The organism is Citricoccus sp. NPDC055426 (genome assembly GCF_040677445.1).
GTDB lineage: Bacteria > Actinomycetota > Actinomycetes > Actinomycetales > Micrococcaceae > Citricoccus.
In genome coordinates this window covers 407,699-423,453 of the sequence record NZ_JBFARZ010000002.1, presented here as the reverse complement: position 1 = coordinate 423,453, position 15,755 = coordinate 407,699, and the positions used below count along the sequence as shown (strand labels likewise).

Sequence of the window (15,755 nt, the reverse complement as noted above, 5' to 3'; positions counted from 1 at the left end):
CACCGATGGCCTCCATCACCCTGAACAACATCGTCAAGAAGTACGATGACGGCTTCCCGGCCGTGAACAACGTGTCCCTGGACATCGCCGACGGTGAGTTCGTCATCCTGGTCGGCCCCTCGGGCTGCGGCAAGTCGACCCTGTTGCGGATGATCGTCGGGCTGGAGGACATCACCTCCGGGGAGCTGCAGATCGACGGGACCCGGAAGAACGAGGCCGCCCCGAAGGACCGGAACCTGGCCATGGTGTTCCAGAACTACGCGCTGTACCCGCACCTGACGGTCTATGAGAACATCGCCTTCCCGCTGCGCCTGGCCAAGGACAAGAACGGTGGGTCCGGTGGCGGGGTCGGGGGCGGTTCGGTGGACGACCGGGTCCGGAAGGCCGCGGACCTGCTCGAGCTGACCGAGCACCTGGACCGCAAGCCCGCCAACCTCTCCGGCGGCCAGCGCCAGCGGGTGGCCATGGGGCGGGCGATCGTCCGCGAGGCGGACGCGTTCCTGTTCGACGAGCCGCTGTCCAACCTGGACGCCAAGCTGCGTGGGCAGATGCGGGCCGAGATCGCCCAGCTGCAGCGTCGACTCGGCGTCACCAGCGTCTACGTGACCCACGACCAGACCGAGGCCATGACCCTGGGGGACCGGGTGGCCGTGCTGAAGAAGGGCATCCTCCAGCAGGTGGCCAGCCCGCGCGAGCTCTACGAGCAGCCCGTCAACCTGTTCGTGGCCGGGTTCATCGGTTCCCCCTCCATGAACTTCCTGCCGGCCACGCTCAAGGAGGGCGCGGACGGCGCCGGAGGCGCGGTCCTCTCCTCCCCGATCGGGGACATCCCCATCTCGGCGGAGAAGGCGGCCGTGGCCCGGGGGCGGGAACTGCTCATGATCGGCCTGCGGCCCGAGTTCTTCGAGGACGCCAAGCTCGTGGACGAGGCCAAGATGTCCAAGGGGTCGGTCTTCACCGCGGAGCTGTCCCACCTGGAGTGGCTGGGACACGAGCAGTACGGCTACATCGAGTTCGAGCCGGACGAGAAGGTCCGCCGGCTGCTCGCCGACCTGGCCGCGGAGATGGACGCCGACGAGCTGCGCCCGCAGGTGGTCACCACCCTGTCCGCGGAGTCACGGGTGCGGCCCGGCCAGCCCACGGAACTGTGGGTGGATTCCTCCCGCGTGCACCTCTTCGACCCGGAGTCCGGGGAGAACCTGACCCGGGACGCCGAGGCCGGCGCCGAGCTGACGCGGATGGCCACCGAGGAGCGCGAGCGGGAGATCGAGTTGGCGGCCTCCAGGGAGGACTGAGCCCCAGCGGCAGAGCCCCAGCTGCCGGACCACCACCTGCCGGACCACCGCCTGGCTGATCACGGCCGCAGTTAACGTCGAGAATCGCCGGTGAAATCGACAGTTGCCGCTCTCGTGATGGTGGGGACGGTCGGCTCAGGTAGTCGGCTCAGGCGGTCGCCTCGCGATGCGCCGCGGCGAGCCGGACGTAGGTGGCAGAGTTCTTCGCGAGGGAGGCCAGCTCCTCCTCCGTGAGCTCGCGGCGGACCTTGGCGGGGACGCCGGCCACGAGGGAACGGGGCGGGACCACGGTGCCCTCCAGGACTAGGGCGCCGGCCGCCACCAGGGACTGGGCGCCGATGACGGCCCCGTTCATGACGGTGGCGGACATCCCGATCAGGCAGCCGTCCTCCACGGTGGCCCCGTGGACCACCGCGGAGTGGCCCACCGAGATGTCATGGCCGAGGGTGCAGGGGAAGCCCGCGTCCGCGTGCAGCACCACATTGTCCTGCAGGTTGGTGCGTTCCCCCACGCGGATCGGGGCCGAGTCGCCCCGGGCGGATACCCCGTAGAAGGCGGACGACTCCGCGCCGAGGGCGACATCGCCGGACAGGGTGGCGGTCGGGGCGAGGAAGCAGGACGCGTGGGCGGCCGGCTCGGCGCCGGCGATGGTGATCAGGTGTGCCATGGCCTCAGCGTACGCGGTGCCCGCGTGATCTGGGTCGCACGAAATGGCCCTCCCTGTGCGGGGTCGGGGCCACTTCGTGCCACTCAGATGGAGGTCAGTCGAAGACGACGGTGCGCTTGCCGTCCAGCAGCACCCGGTGCTCGGCGTGCCACTTCACGGCGCGGGACAGGGTGGAGCCCTCCACCTCGCGCCCCCGGACCACGAACTCACGGGCCGTCTGGGCGTGGGTGACGCGCTGGACCGTCTGCTCGATGATCGGCCCCTCGTCCAGGTCCGCCGTGACGTAGTGCGCCGTGGCGCCGATCAGCTTGACGCCGCGGTCGTGGGCCTGATGGTAGGGCTTGGCGCCCTTGAAGGACGGCAGGAAGGAGTGGTGGATGTTGATCGCCTTGCCCTCGAGCTTGCGGCACAGGTCATCCGAGAGGATCTGCATGTAGCGGGCCAGCACGACCAGCTCGATGTCGTATTCCTTGACGAGGTCGAGCAGCTTGGCCTCGGCCTCGTCCTTGTTGGAGTTGCCGTCGGCGTCCTTGGTGACGGGGATGTGGATGAAGGGGATGCCGTAGAAGAACGCCATGGGCTGCAGTTCCAGGTGGTTGGAGACGATCACCGGGATCTCCACGGCCAGGGTGCCGGCGCGCTGCTGGAAGAGCAGGTCGTTCAGGGTCCGGCCGTCCTTGGAGCACATCACGAGGGTCCGGGTCTTGCGGGAGGCCTCCCAGAGTCCCAGGTCCATGGAGAACTGGTCCCGGACGGGGGCCAGGGCGGCCTCGACGTCGTCCAGGGTCTCCGGGGTGTTGAACTCCACCCGCATGAAGAAGGTCCCGGAGTCCGGGGAGTCGAACTGCTTGGACTCGGTGATGTCTCCCTGGACCGAGAGCAGGGCACCGGAGACGGCGTGCACGATGCCCTTGCTGTTCGTGCAGGACAGGGACAACACCATGGCGTTGCCGGGGGAGCCGGCCGGGGACTGGGAGGCGGCCGTGGACGCGGTGGCTGAGGGGGTGGCGGGAACGTTCATGACTCAAGCATACCTATCTCCATAGTGATTAGTATCACCCGGGGCCGAATTGTCCTCCGGTGGTGGGCACCCGGCGCGGGAGTCCGCCAGGTGCGCGGGCCGTAGGCCTCGGCCTCGGCCATGCCCTGTGGCACAGTGGGCGGAACCAACGGGTCGGCGCCCGGCCGGCCAGAACGTTGACCGTTACAGCAAAGGACGCGCGATGAATGACCAGCAGATCCTGTGGTTGGTAATCGGCGTGGTGGTGCTCCTCATCATCATCGCGGTTGCCGTCGTCATGGGGAACAGGCGGCGTGCCAAGCGTCGGGAGGCCGATCACCGGGAGGCGGAGAAGCTGCGCGACGACGCCGCCCGACGGCAGGAGCACACGCGCGCCGAGGAGGATCAGGCGGCAGCCGCGCGCCTGGAGGCCCGGGCCGCGGAGGAACAGGCCGACCAGCTGCGTGCCGAGGCTCAGGAGCGTGAGCGTTCGGCCGGCGATTCCCGCAGTGCCCTGGATTCGCAGTTGCGGGAGGCCGACCGGCTGGACCCGGAGGTACGGACCGACCGGAGCGGGCACCGCCGGGGCGGTGCTGAACCGGTCGACGCCGGTGACAACGACGCCGGTGACCACCAGGCCGGTGACCACCACGACGGTGACCACCACGACGGTGACCAGTCGGTGCGGGACCAGGCCCCGGGGCGTCATGCGGCACCCGTCGCAGCCGACGCCCCGCCTGCCGACGCCCCACCTTCCGGCGCCCCGACTGCTGACGGCGGGCCTGCTGACGGCGGGCCTGCTGACGACCGGCCGGCTGGCGACCGGACCATGAACCCCGTCGATCCCGACGACGAGGACCGGGGCGGGGGCGGTGATCGCCCGGGCCGCCTCCCCTGAGCCTGTCCCTGAGTCTGTCCCCGTGCTTGCAGACACCACGGGCCCCGTCCCTGCCATGGCAGGAACGGGGCCCGTGGTGTCCCCACCGGGGGCTACCGGAGGTTACCGGTCGCGGTCGACGCCCATGCCCGGGACGTCGGAGCCGTCGGCGTTGGCCTTCACGGCGTCCTCGATCCGCTGGCCGATGGTGGCGTCCACGTTCTTCCAGTACTGGAAGGCGTTGGAGAGCACCGGCTCCTGCACGCCGTCCAGGGCGCCGGAGACCGTCTGCACGAACTGGTCGCGCTGGGCGTCGTTGAACACCTCGCGGACCAGGATGCCGGGCTGCACGAAGTCGCCGTCGTCCTCGCGGAGGGTGTAGGCCTCGCGGGTCAGGGCGCCGTCGGCCTCCCAGCCGTTGTCCACCGGGCCGGTCTCGTCCGACCAGGAGTCACCGAAGGAGTTCGGGGCGTACACGGAGCGGGCACCGGTGTGCTCATACCACATGTTGCCCTCGAAGTTGTAGGTGTGGACCGGGTTGATCGGCTTGTTCACCGGCAGCTGCTGGAAGTTGGTGCCGATGCGGTAGCGCTGGGCATCCGCGTAGGCGAAGTTGCGGCCCAGCAGCATCTTGTCCGGGGAGTTGCCGGTGCCCGGGACCATGTTCGCCGGGGAGAACGCGGACTGCTCGATCTCGGCGAAGAAGTTCTCCGGGTTGCGGTTCAGGGTCAGGGTGCCGACCTTGTGGCGCGGGTAGTCCTTCTTGGACCAGATCTTGGTGAGGTCGAAGGGGTTGTACCGGTAGGTCTTGGCCTCCTCGTACGGCATGATCTGGAAATACAGGTCCCACTTCGGGAAGTCGCCCTCGGCGATCGCGTCACGCAGGTCGCGGCGGTGGTACTCGGCGTCCGCACCGGCCAGGCGCTCGGCCTCCTCGTTGGAGAGGTTCTCCACGCCCTGCTGGGACTCGAAGGCCCACTTGACCCAGAAGCGCTCGCCGGCGGCGTTGACCAGCGAGTAGGTGTGGGAGGAGTAGCCGTTCATGGTGCGCCAGGACTTGGGCAGGCCCCGTTCGCCCATGAGGTAGGTGACCTGGTGGGCGGACTCGGGGTTCTGGGTCCAGAAGTCCCACTGCATGGTGCCGTCACGCAGGCCGGAGTCCGGCATGCGCTTCTGGGAGCGGATGAAGTGCGGGAACTTCATGGGGTCGCGGACGAAGAACACGGGGGTGTTGTTGCCCACCATGTCGAAGTTGCCCTCTTCGGTGTAGAACTTCAGCGAGAAGCCGCGCACATCGCGCCAGGTGTCCGGGGAGCCCAGCTCGCCGGCCACGGTGGAGAAGCGGGCCAGCATGTCGGTCTTCTTGCCGGGCTGCAGGAAGTCGGCCTTGGTCCACTGCGAGACGTCCTCGGTGATCTCCAGGGTGCCGAAGGCGCCGGCGCCCTTGGCGTGCGGGCGGCGCTCCGGGACGTTCATCCGGTTGAAGTGCGCGAGGGTCTCCACCAGGTGGTGGTCGTGCAGGACGATGGGGCCGTCGGCGCCCACGGTCAGCGAGTTGCGGTCGCTGACGGCGGGGATGCCGGCCTGGGTGGTCGAACCGGTGGCGTGCGGAGTGGTTTCCGTCATCACGTTCTCCTACGGGGTTGGTTGGGGTGGTCGGGTCGGTCGGGTGGTGGGGATACCGGTCAGCCCTGACGGGCCGTCCGGGGGTCTGGGGCGGCGGCAGCGCCGGCCGGTCGGGCGGCGCAGTCCGCGCACAGGCCCTGGTAGACGACGTCGGCCACCTGGATGGTCATTCCGTGCGTCTCGGAGGGGGTCAGGCAGGGGGCGTGACCCACGGCGCAGGCCACGTCCTCGATCCGGCCGCAGTCCGTGCAGACGGCGTGGTGGTGGTTGTCCTCCACGCGGGTCTCATAGCGGGCGGGGGAGTTGGCCAGGTCCAGTTGACGCAGCAGTCCGGCGCCGGTGAGGGAGTGCAGCACGGTGTAGACCGACTGCACCGTGATCCCCGGCAGGGACTGCCGCACGTGGGCCAGGACCTCGTCCGCCGTGGCATGCGGCCTGGCGTGCAGGGCGTCCAGCACGGCCAGCCGCTGCTTGGTGACCCGCAGGCCAGCGGCCCGCATCCGGGCAGCCCACGCCAGGGGCGCGGCTCCGGACGGGGTGCTCTGGGTCATGGCTCCAGTATGCCATATTCTGAGTAACTCATAAATGCCCGGTGGTGGATTCGGCGGCCCCGACCGCGGCCCGCCGGCCGGCCCGGGTGGCGCCGATCGTGGAGGCGGAGGCGCCGTAGCCCACCAGGAAGAGGCCGGGCCGCTTGGCCACGGACACCCCGTCCGCGTGCATCACCACCCCGCCGCCGCGCTCGCGGACGTGCAGGGGGGCCAGGTGGTCCATGGTGGCCCGGAATCCGGTGGCCCACAGGATGGTGTCGACCGGTGTCTCCCACGTGGTGAGCGGGTCCTCCGTGGACACCTGGGTGCAGGCCCGCCCCGTCAGTGCAGTCACCCGGTCCAGGCCGCCGGCCGCCGCCGCGCCCGGCTCCAGCAGCGCGTCCGCGACGCGACCCTGGGAGGGGACCGCGCCGCCGTCGGGCCCCGGGCCGTCCAGCACCACGCCCGTGGGCGTGAGCCGGCGCAGCGGACCGCGGCTGATCAGCACGCCGGAGGCCAGGCCCGCCCGGTACTGCTCCGTGACGGGCAGGCCCGTGGCCGCCACCACCGAGAGGGGCGGCAGGCCCATGGTGGTGCGCGCGGAGACCGAGGTCTCCACGTCCACGCCCCAGGAGGCATCGAAGAAGCGGTCCGTCCAGTCCGGCTCGCGGCGCGTGCTCCACACGGTCCGGGCGCCGGCCTCATGCAGCTGGAGCAGGAACTGCAGCGCGGAGGTGCCGCCCCCGACCACCAGGACCCGCTGCCCCGCGAAGTCGGAGGCGGCGGTGAACCCCCGGGTGTGGAGCTGGCGGCCGGTGAACTCGGCGATCCCGGGGTAGTAGGGGACATACGGGCTGTCCCACGTGCCGGTGGCGTTGATGACGGTGCGGGCCCGCCAGGTGCGGCCGTCGGCGGCGGTGACGGTGAAGAAGCCTGTCTCGCCGTGCCCTGCCGCCGCATCCTCCACATGGTGATCCACGGAGACGACCTTCACGGGGCGGACCACGGGCAGGGCGAGATCCCGCTCGTACCTGCCGTAGTAGCGGGCGACCACGCGGCTGGCGGGCTCGGCCGGATCCGGGGTGCCCAGCGCCATCCCGGGCAGGTCGTGGATCCCATGGGCTGCGTCGAAGGTCAGGGCGTCCCAGCGGTGCCGCCAGGCCCCGCCCGGGCCGTCGTTGGCGTCCAGGACCATGAAGTCCTCGTGCGGGCGCAGCTTCTTGCGCAGCAGCTGGCCGGCCGCGCTGAGCCCGGCCTGACCGGCGCCGATCACCACGGTGGCCAGCAGGGGGGTGGGGCCGGACGCGGAGTTGCTCATGAGGCGCAGTATGGCAGGGAAATGCGAACGGGTCAGGCCCGGCCCCGCGCTACGATGGGGCGCAGGCCGCGACTGGCGAAGGTGGACCACCACCGGGAAGCGGCGAACACGGATCGGCGACCTGCTGAAGGCCGCCGGACCGTGCAGGCCTTCGGACCGCCCGCCTGGGTCCGGCGGCGTCCCATGATCGTGACTACGCCAGCAGGAGCCTTCCGTGACAGAGCCCACCGCAGCATTCGCCGACCGCACCTCCCTGAACAACCAGCCGCTCTCCGCCGTGGACCCGGAGATCGCCGAGGTCCTGGGCCTCGAGCTGGGCCGCCAGCGGGACACCCTGGAGATGATCGCCTCCGAGAACTTCGTGCCGCGCGCGATCCTCCAGACCCAGGGCTCGGTGCTGACCAACAAGTATGCGGAGGGGTACCCCGGGCGCCGCTACTACGGTGGCTGCGAGCACGTGGACGTGGCCGAGAACCTGGCGATCGAGCGGGCCAAGTCCCTGTTCGGCGCCGAGCACGTCAACGTGCAGCCCCACGCCGGCGCGCAGGCGAATGTGGCCCTGATGACCGCGCTGCTGCAGCCGGGTCAGACGCTGATGGGCCTGTCCCTGGCGCACGGTGGGCACCTGACCCACGGGATGAAGCTGAACTTCTCCGGCAAGACCTACACGATCGCCGCCTACGAGGTGGACCCGGACACCTACCGGATCGACATGGACAAGGTCCGCGAGAAGGCCCTGGCCGAGAAGCCGGCCATGATCGTGGCCGGCTGGTCCGCCTACCCGCGCCAGCTGGACTTCGAGGCGTTCCGTTCCATCGCGGATGAGGTCGGCGCCAAGCTGTGGGTGGACATGGCCCACTTCGCCGGCCTCGTGGCCGCCGGGCTGCACCCGAACCCGGTGCCGCACGCCGATGTGGTGACCTCCACGGCGCACAAGACGCTGGCGGGCCCGCGTTCGGGCTTCATCCTCTCCAGGGAGGAGTACGCCAAGAAGATCGACTCCGCGGTGTTCCCGGGCCAGCAGGGCGGCCCGCTGATGCACGCGATCGCCGGCAAGGCGGTGGCCTTCAAGATCGCCGCCTCACAGGAGTTCGCCGAGCGCCAGCGCCGCACGATCGAGGGCGCGCAGATCCTCGCCGAGCGGCTGACCGCCGCCGATGTCACCGAGCACGGGGTCTCCGTGCTGACCGGCGGCACGGACGTGCACCTGATCCTGGTGGACCTGCGCCACGCCGCACTGGACGGCCGCCAGGCCGAGGACCTGCTGCACGAGGTGGGCATCACGGTGAACCGCAACTCGGTTCCGTTCGACCCCCGGCCGCCGATGACCACCTCCGGCCTGCGCATCGGGACCCCGGCCCTGGCGACCCGCGGCTTCGGCGCCGAGGAGTTCACCGAGGTGGCGGACATCATCGCCCAGACCCTGACGCCGGGCCCGGACGTGGAGGCGCTCAAGGCCAGGGTGGACCGTCTGGCGGCAGACTTCCCGCTGTACGACGGCCTGGAGGGCTGGTGACAGGAGCGACCTCAATCACTATGGTGATAGGTATAGATTCCCTCTGGCCCTGCCGACCCCGCAAGGAAGCGTGACCCCGCCATGACCGCACAGAAGCTCGACGGCCGCGCCACCGCGGCCGCCATCAAGAAGGATCTGGCCGGCCGCGTGGCGGCCCTGAAGGAACAGGGCGTGGTGCCCGGGCTGGGCACCGTGCTGGTGGGGGAGGACCCCGGGTCCCAGTCCTATGTGGCCGGCAAGCACCGGGACTGCGCCGAGGTGGGCATCACCTCCATCCGCCGCGACCTGCCGGAGACCGCCACCGAGGAGGAGCTGCTGGCCGTGCTGGCCGAGCTCAACGCCGACGACGCCTGCACCGGGTACATCGTGCAGCTGCCGCTGCCGAAGCACATCGACACGGACCGGGTGCTGGAGGCCATCGATCCGGACAAGGACGCGGACGGACTGCACCCCATGAACCTGGGCCGGCTCGTGGCCTCGGTGGGCGGGGAACTGGACTCCCCGCTGCCGTGCACCCCCAAGGGCTGCGTGGACCTGCTCCAGCACTACGGGATCGAGCTGGCCGGACAGCTCGTGCTGGTGATCGGCCGCGGGGTGACCATCGGCCGGCCCGCAGGGCTGGTGCTGACCCGCCGGGACGTCAACGCCACCGTGGTGCTGGCCCACACCGGCACGAAGGACCTGAAGGCCGAGCTGGCCCGCGCGGACGTGATCATCGCCGCCGCCGGGGTGGCCCATATGGTCAAGGCCGAGGACGTCAAGGAGGGCGTGATCGTCCTGGACGTGGGCGTCTCCCGCGTCGAGGGTGAGGACGGCAAGGCCAGGATCACCGGGGACGTGGACCCGGCCGTGGCCGAGAAGGCCTCCTGGATGGCCCCCAACCCCGGCGGCGTGGGGCCGATGACCCGCGTGGAGCTGCTGGCCAACGTGGTCGAGGCCGCCGAGAGGGCCGTCGCCGCGCGCTCCTGAGCCGGACAGGTGGTCGTCATCGGGCGGACATCTCGTCGTGGTGCGCTCCGACGAAACGTCCATCCGATGACGGCAGCCCGGTCAGGCCCACGTAATGGCGAACGGAAGGGGCCTGCCGGCAGCCTCTGGTCCCGGCTACACTCGCCCGGGTGACTCCTGAAAGATGTGATGCGGATCGCACTGGTCCCGCCTCTGCCGCCTCGGCCGCCTCGGTCGCCTCTACAACCCCGCCGGTCATCGAGGCCCGCGGGCTGACGAAGCGCTACGGCGCCGTGACGGCCGTGGACGGGATCGACTTCGCCGTGCGTCCGGGGGAGTCCTTCGGGCTGCTCGGCCCCAACGGCGCGGGCAAGTCCACCACCATGCGCATGATCGGCGGGGTGTCCCAGCGCACCGGCGGGGACCTGGCCATCATGGGCCTGGACCCGGAGCGCCACGGGCCCGAGGTCCGCGCCCACCTCGGGGTGGTTCCGCAGCAGGACAACCTGGACGAGGAACTCACCGTACGGGACAACCTCATCGTCTACGGCAGGTACTTCGGCCTGCCCTACTCCTACCTGCGGCCCAAAGCCACCGAGCTGCTGGAGTTCGCCCAGCTCACCGAGAAGGCCCAGACGCGGGTGGACGACCTCTCCGGCGGGATGAAGCGCCGCCTGGTGATCGCCCGGGGGCTCGTCAACGAGCCCCGGGTCCTGCTGCTGGACGAGCCCACCACTGGGCTGGACCCGCAGGCCCGGCACATCCTGTGGGACCGGCTGTTCCGGCTCAAGGAGCAGGGCACCACGCTCGTACTGACCACCCACTACATGGACGAGGCCGAGCAGCTGTGTGACCGGCTGATCGTGGTGGACCACGGCCGCATCATGGCCGAGGGGTCCCCGGCCGCCCTGATCCGGGAACACTCCAGCCGCGAGGTCCTCGAGCTGCGGTTCGGGGCCGTCCACAACGCCGCGGCGGCCCTGAAGCTCGAGCGCGAGCTGGCCGGGGTGGACCGGATCGAGTCCCTGCCGGACCGGGTGCTCGTCTACGCCCACGACGGCGAGGGCGCCCTGGAGACGGTGACGGGGCTGGGCCTGGAACCGGTCACCTCGCTGGTGCGCCGGTCCTCGCTGGAGGACGTCTTCCTCACCCTGACCGGGCGGAGCCTCATTGACTGATTCCCCGCCCGCCCCGCTGAGCCCGCCCGCCCCGCTGAGCCCGGCCGCCCCGCTGAGCCCGGCCGCCCCGCTGAGCCCGGCCGCCTCCGCGGCCCGGGTCCGCCGGTTCGGCGCCTGGTACTATGCCGAGCACTACCTGCAGAACATGCGCCGCTACGGCGGGGTCATCCTGGTCTCCGCCATCGGGGAGCCGCTGGTCTACCTGCTGGCGATGGGGATGGGCCTGGCCACCCTGATCGGCGGCGGCGGCTCGGAGGCGGTCGGCGCCGCGGACGGGACGGGCGGGGTCGGCTACCTGGAGTTCATCGCCCCGGCCCTGCTGGCCGCCGGCACCCTGATGGCCGCCGCCACGGAGTTCACCTATCCCGTGATGGACGGGTTCAAGTGGCACCGGCTCTACTTCGGCCCGCAGGCCAGCCCGATCGCCCCGCACCAGATCGCCGCCGGCCACGTCACCGCGGTCCTGCTGCGGTACCTGGTCCAGTCCGTGCTGTTCTTCCTCATCATGCTCGCCTTCGGGGCGGTCTCCAGCCCCTGGGGCTGGCTGCAGGTGCTCTCCGCGTGCCTGGGCGGGCTGGCCGTGGGGCTGCCGCTCATGGCGTACGCGGCCTCCCTGCGGCGGGACGCCGGCCAGTTCGCCCTCGTCCAGCGCTTCATCATCATGCCGCTGTTCCTGTTCTCCGCCACCTTCTACCCCCTGGACGCCCTGCCGATCGGCCTGCAGTGGATCGGCTGGATCTCCCCGCAGTGGCATGCCGCCCAGCTCGGCCGGATCGCCTCCTACGGGATGGAGAACCCCGCCTGGCTGACCGCCGTGCACGTGGGCTACCTGCTGGCGTTGGCCGCCCTCGGCTGGATCCTCGTGCGCCGGATCTACACCCGGCGCCTGGGCTGGGTCCCCGGGACGGCGGACCGGGACGCGGCGGTGGGACGGGTCAGAACCGGCAGCGCACGACGACGGCCCGCGCCCGCCGCTGCCGACGCACCCGGTGCGGTGGCAGCGGGAAGCCGGCCGGCCGGCGTCGTGCCCCGGGTTCCGGTACAGCAGGTGCCCCCGATGCCGGAACTCACCGCGCGGACCGGACCGGGGGCCGGGATGTACGCGGGCCGGATCCGGGTGGTGGTCCAGCGGGGGCTGCGGGCCCTGAAGACCTCGAACTGGGCGATCTTCGTGTCCGGTTTCGTGGAGCCGGTGCTGTACCTGCTGAGCCTCGGGATCGGGCTGGGGGCGCTGGTGGGGGAGGTCCAGGGGCCGGCGGGACCGGTGGGCTACGGGGAGTTCATCGCCCCGGCGCTGCTGGCCGTGTCCGCCATGAACGGCGCCATCTACGACTCCACCTGGAACGTGTTCTTCAAGATGAAGATGTCCAAGCTCTACGAGACCATGCTCAACACCTCGCTGGGGCCGGTGGACATCGCGCTGGGGGAGATCACGCTGGCCCTGATGCGCGGTGGCCTGTACTCGGTGGCGTTCCTGGTGGTGATGTCCGCCCTGGGCCTGGTGACGAGCTGGTGGGCCCTGCTGCTGGTGCCCGCCGCCCTGATGATCGCGTTCGCCTTCGCCTCCGTGGGGATGGCGGTGACCAGCTATATGACGAAGTTCCAGCAGATGGACTGGATCATGGTGGTGCTGATGCCGATGTTCCTGTTCTCTGCCACGTTCTTCCCGCTGGCCGTGTACCCGGAGCCCGTCCAGTGGGTCATCCAGGCGCTGCCGCTGTGGCACGGGGTGGAGCTGATGCGTCAGCTGGGGGCCGGGGTCTTCACGGTGTTCACGGGCGTGCACGTGCTGTACTTCGCGGTGATGATCTGCGGCGGGCTGGTCTTCACCTCCTACCGGCTGAAGGCGCTGTTCCTGCGCTGACCCGGATCACGGTACCGACACCTGTCGACTCTGCCGGCGATTCTCGACCTGTACTGCGGCCGTGATCGGTGGTGGGGGTCAGTCCTCCAGGACCAGGGTCCCGTTGCGGCGGCGCCGGAGGTAGTCGAGCACGCCGGCGGCCAGGGTGACCGCCAGCAGCCCCAGGACCACCAGCAGGGCGGCGTCGGCGGCCTCCCCGTGGGCCACGGCCACCGCGGATCCCGCCGAGGCCGCGTCGGGGCGGTCGCCGTCGGTACCGGAGGCCGCGAGGGAGGCGTAGAAGGCCCCGGTCACGGCGGCCAGGCCGATGGCCGTCAGCACGCGCTGGGCCGTCTGGGAGACCCCGCCGGCGGCTCCGGCGGCGTGCAACGGGACCTCGTGCATGGTGAGGACCTGCGTGCTGGTCATCAGCAGGGCTTGGCCCGGGCCGAAGAGGAACAGGCAGGCGGCCAGGGTCCAGTAGGGCCAGGCGCCGGCGGCGATCTGGTGGAAGGCGACCATGCCCAGGACCACGGCGATCATGGCCAGCACCCCGCCCAGCACCACGAACAGCGGGCCGCGGCGGTGGACATGCTGGCCGATCCAGGGGGAGAGGACCATGATCGCCACCGCCGGGGGCAGGGAGGTCAGGCCCGCCGCCAGCGCGGACAGGCCCAGCCCCTGCTGGGTCACGATGGCCTGGACGGCCCACAGCCCCGGCATGGCTCCCAGGAGGAAGGACGTGGTCACCGTGCTGTAGCTGAAGGAGGGGATGCGGAACAGCATCGGATCCACCATGGGGGCGCGTCCCGTGACCGGGTACCGGGCCTTCATGCGCTGTTCCCACCTCCACCAGGCGGCGAGCAGCACGACGGCCGGCGCCAGCAGGAGCCAGGTCCCGGGCAGGATGAAGGGGAGCATCACGAAGACCACGGCGGCGGCCAGCAGGACCATGCCGACGGGGTCCAGCGCGCCCAGGGTGCGGCGTGCCTCGGCGGCCCGGTCCCGCGCCGGAGGATGGAGCCAGGCCACGGCCAGGACGGCGGAGAGCACGCCGAAGGGGACGTTGATGAGGAACGTGATGCGCCATCCCCATTCCGGGCCCAGGGCCCCGATGATCACCCCGCCCAGGGTCGGGCCGATGGCGACCCCGAGGCCGACGATGGTGCCGAAGAACCCGTAGGCGCGGCCACGGGCCCGGCCGTGGAAGACGTTCTGGATGATGCCGATGATCTGCGGGTTGAGCAGCCCGGAACCCAGGCCGGTCACGACCCGGGACAGGTTGAGCATCAGCGGGTCGACCGCCAGGCCGGCGGCCAGCGACCCCACCGTGAAGAACAGGATGCCGGCGATGAAGATCGGCTTGCGGCCCCAGAGGTCGCCGGCGCGTCCGGCGGCCACGAGGACCACGCCGAAGGCCAGGGCGTAACCGGCCAGCACCCACTGGATGTCCGCCGGGGAGGCCCCCAGCCCGTCCTCGATGGCGGGCAGGGCCACGTTGACCACGCTGACGCTCATCAGGGACATGAACAGGGGCACCAGCAGGACCACGAGGATTCGGTTGCCGCCGGCGGGCTGCCCGCCGGCCGGCAGGGGGTTCCGGTTCATCACGGACGCACCTCCCCGTGGAGCTGACGGCCCTGGACCAGCCAGAACACCGGGAGCAGGGCGAGGACGAATCCGGCCAGGACCCAGAACAGGCCGCCGGTGCCCCACCACTGGACGAGGACCCCGGCGAGCAGCGGGCCGAGGCCCATGCCGAGGTCGATCCCCAGGAAGTAGGTCGAGGCGCCCATGCCGGCATGTTCCCGGGGGACCCGGGTGACGCAGATGACCTGCCCGGCCGAGAGCAGCTGGCCATAGCCGAGTCCCACCAGCACGGCGGCCGCCAGTAACACCCAGACGTGGTCCGCCGCGGCGATGGCCGCGAGCCCGGCGGCGAAGAGGACGAAGGCGGGCAGCATGACCACGTTCGCGCCCCGGTGGTCCATGAGCCGGCCCGTGAACAGGCGGGAGACGAGCACGGTGCCCGCGTAGACCGCGAAGAACAGGCTGGCGACGGCGCCGAAGCCGCGTTCGCTGGCCAGGGTGGCCAGGAAGGTGACGATCCCGGCGTACCCCAGGGAGTACAGGGCCGCCACGGCTGCGGTGGGTGCCGCGCCGGGCTCCACGTAGCGCGCCCACGCCGGGCGCGGGGCGGCCGGGGCTGTGGGGGCTGCCTGGGCGGCGGGAGCCTGGGCGTCGGGCACCTCCGCGGTGCCCGACGCCGGCCCGTCCCCCGGGTGCCCCGGTTCCGGCTGGCGCGGGCGGACGTCCATGAACCACGCGGTGACCAGACCGATCAGGGAGACGGCGGAGGCGGTCACGGCGACGGGGCCGAACCCGCCCCCCACGCCGGCGCCGGCGGCTGAGCCGGCCAGGGCCAGCCCGATCAGGGGGCCGGCGGCCACGCCGATCAGCGTGGAGGAGGAGTAGTGGCTGGTGCCCTCGGAGAGCCGGGAGACCGGGAGCCGGTTCACGGCGGCACCGGCGATCACGGAGGACGACACCCCGAACGTCAGCCCGTGGACGGCACGCACCAGCAGCAGCGCCCACACGGACCCGGAGGCCCAGTACAGCAGCGGTGCGACGACGAACGCGGCGAAGCCGATGAGCAGCAGCGGGCGGGAGCCGAACCGCTCGATCAGCGGCCCGGCGAGGATCCGGGAGATGAGGGTGCCCAGGATGAACACCGAGGCCACGGCACCGCCCACGGAGTCGCCGACCGCGAACCGGGCGACGGTGTAGCCCGCCACGGTGGACAGCAGGAAGTGCACGTTGAAGAACATCATGATGTTGGCCAGGCAGGCCAGCACGAAACCCCGGGACCACAGCGCCGGCCGGGCGGCGGGAGGCGTTGAGGCGGAGGGGCGGGAGGAGGCGGGCATGTCCACCAGACTAAGCCGGTGGCGATCAGC

13 protein-coding genes are annotated in these 15,755 nt (G+C 71.1%); 6 read left to right on the top strand and 7 right to left on the bottom strand.

The features are described 5' to 3' along the window. Positions 1–5 precede the first annotated feature (5 nt). Positions 6–1,295 carry an ATP-binding cassette domain-containing protein gene (locus tag AB0K08_RS05715; RefSeq protein ID WP_363352525.1) on the top strand — a complete coding sequence of 430 codons (1,290 nt, stop codon included), beginning with the start codon at positions 6–8 and terminating at the stop codon, positions 1,293–1,295. A 148-nt stretch (positions 1,296–1,443) separates the two neighbouring features. On the opposite strand, the gene AB0K08_RS05710 is transcribed toward AB0K08_RS05715, so the two are convergent. Together AB0K08_RS05710 and purU are read right to left on the bottom strand one after the other, a co-directional pair. After that, positions 1,444–1,962: a gamma carbonic anhydrase family protein gene (locus AB0K08_RS05710; RefSeq protein ID WP_363352524.1), complete on the bottom strand. Its 519-nt coding sequence runs from the start codon at positions 1,960–1,962 to the stop codon at positions 1,444–1,446. 94 nt (positions 1,963–2,056) lie between these two features. Beyond that, positions 2,057–2,905: a formyltetrahydrofolate deformylase gene (gene purU / locus AB0K08_RS05705; protein ID WP_363352587.1), complete on the bottom strand. Its 849-nt coding sequence runs from the start codon at positions 2,903–2,905 to the stop codon at positions 2,057–2,059. Positions 2,906–3,185: 280 nt separating this feature from the next. Between purU and AB0K08_RS05700 the strand changes: the two genes are divergently transcribed. Continuing rightward, the gene (locus AB0K08_RS05700) at positions 3,186–3,860 is read left to right on the top strand and encodes a hypothetical protein (RefSeq protein ID WP_363352523.1); all 675 of its coding nucleotides are present in this window, start codon (positions 3,186–3,188) and stop codon (positions 3,858–3,860) included. 102 nt (positions 3,861–3,962) lie between these two features. Here AB0K08_RS05700 and AB0K08_RS05695 read toward each other — a convergent pair whose 3' ends face one another. The 3 genes from AB0K08_RS05695 to AB0K08_RS05685 are packed head-to-tail and all read right to left on the bottom strand — an operon-like array spanning position 3,963 to position 7,313. Further along, positions 3,963–5,465 (bottom strand): catalase, encoded by a 1,503-nt coding sequence (locus AB0K08_RS05695; RefSeq protein ID WP_363352522.1) that lies wholly within the window; start codon positions 5,463–5,465, stop codon positions 3,963–3,965. Between the two features lie 59 nt (positions 5,466–5,524). Continuing rightward, a complete protein-coding gene (locus AB0K08_RS05690) occupies positions 5,525–6,016 on the bottom strand; it encodes a Fur family transcriptional regulator (RefSeq protein WP_363352521.1) in 492 nt (163 codons plus the stop codon). A gap of 28 nt (positions 6,017–6,044) precedes the next feature. Then, complete coding sequence (locus AB0K08_RS05685) at positions 6,045–7,313, bottom strand: NAD(P)-binding domain-containing protein (RefSeq protein ID WP_363352520.1); 1,269 nt, start codon at positions 7,311–7,313, stop codon at positions 6,045–6,047. Between the two features lie 214 nt (positions 7,314–7,527). Here AB0K08_RS05685 and glyA point away from each other — a divergent pair, with 214 nt between their 5' ends. The 4 genes from glyA (at position 7,528) to AB0K08_RS05665 (ending at position 12,819) form a co-directional block, all read left to right on the top strand. Beyond that, positions 7,528–8,829, top strand: coding sequence for a serine hydroxymethyltransferase (gene glyA, locus AB0K08_RS05680; RefSeq protein WP_363352519.1), 1,302 nt, complete (start codon positions 7,528–7,530; stop codon positions 8,827–8,829). Between the two features lie 81 nt (positions 8,830–8,910). Continuing rightward, positions 8,911–9,798 carry a bifunctional methylenetetrahydrofolate dehydrogenase/methenyltetrahydrofolate cyclohydrolase gene (locus tag AB0K08_RS05675; RefSeq protein ID WP_363352518.1) on the top strand — a complete coding sequence of 296 codons (888 nt, stop codon included), beginning with the start codon at positions 8,911–8,913 and terminating at the stop codon, positions 9,796–9,798. A 236-nt stretch (positions 9,799–10,034) separates the two neighbouring features. Further along, positions 10,035–10,955, top strand: a complete 921-nt coding sequence (locus tag AB0K08_RS05670; protein ID WP_363352586.1) for an ABC transporter ATP-binding protein — start codon at positions 10,035–10,037, stop codon at positions 10,953–10,955. Continuing rightward, a complete protein-coding gene (locus AB0K08_RS05665; protein ID WP_363352517.1) occupies positions 10,948–12,819 on the top strand; it encodes an ABC transporter permease in 1,872 nt (623 codons plus the stop codon). Before AB0K08_RS05670 ends, AB0K08_RS05665 begins: the two co-directional genes overlap by 8 nt. A 78-nt stretch (positions 12,820–12,897) precedes the next feature. Here AB0K08_RS05665 and AB0K08_RS05660 read toward each other — a convergent pair whose 3' ends face one another. After that, positions 12,898–14,406: an MFS transporter gene (locus AB0K08_RS05660; RefSeq protein WP_363352516.1), complete on the bottom strand. Its 1,509-nt coding sequence runs from the start codon at positions 14,404–14,406 to the stop codon at positions 12,898–12,900. Then, complete coding sequence (locus AB0K08_RS05655) at positions 14,406–15,725, bottom strand: MFS transporter (RefSeq protein ID WP_363352515.1); 1,320 nt, start codon at positions 15,723–15,725, stop codon at positions 14,406–14,408. The genes AB0K08_RS05660 and AB0K08_RS05655 overlap by 1 nt, the downstream gene beginning before the upstream one ends. Between the last annotated feature and the right edge of the window lie 30 nt (positions 15,726–15,755).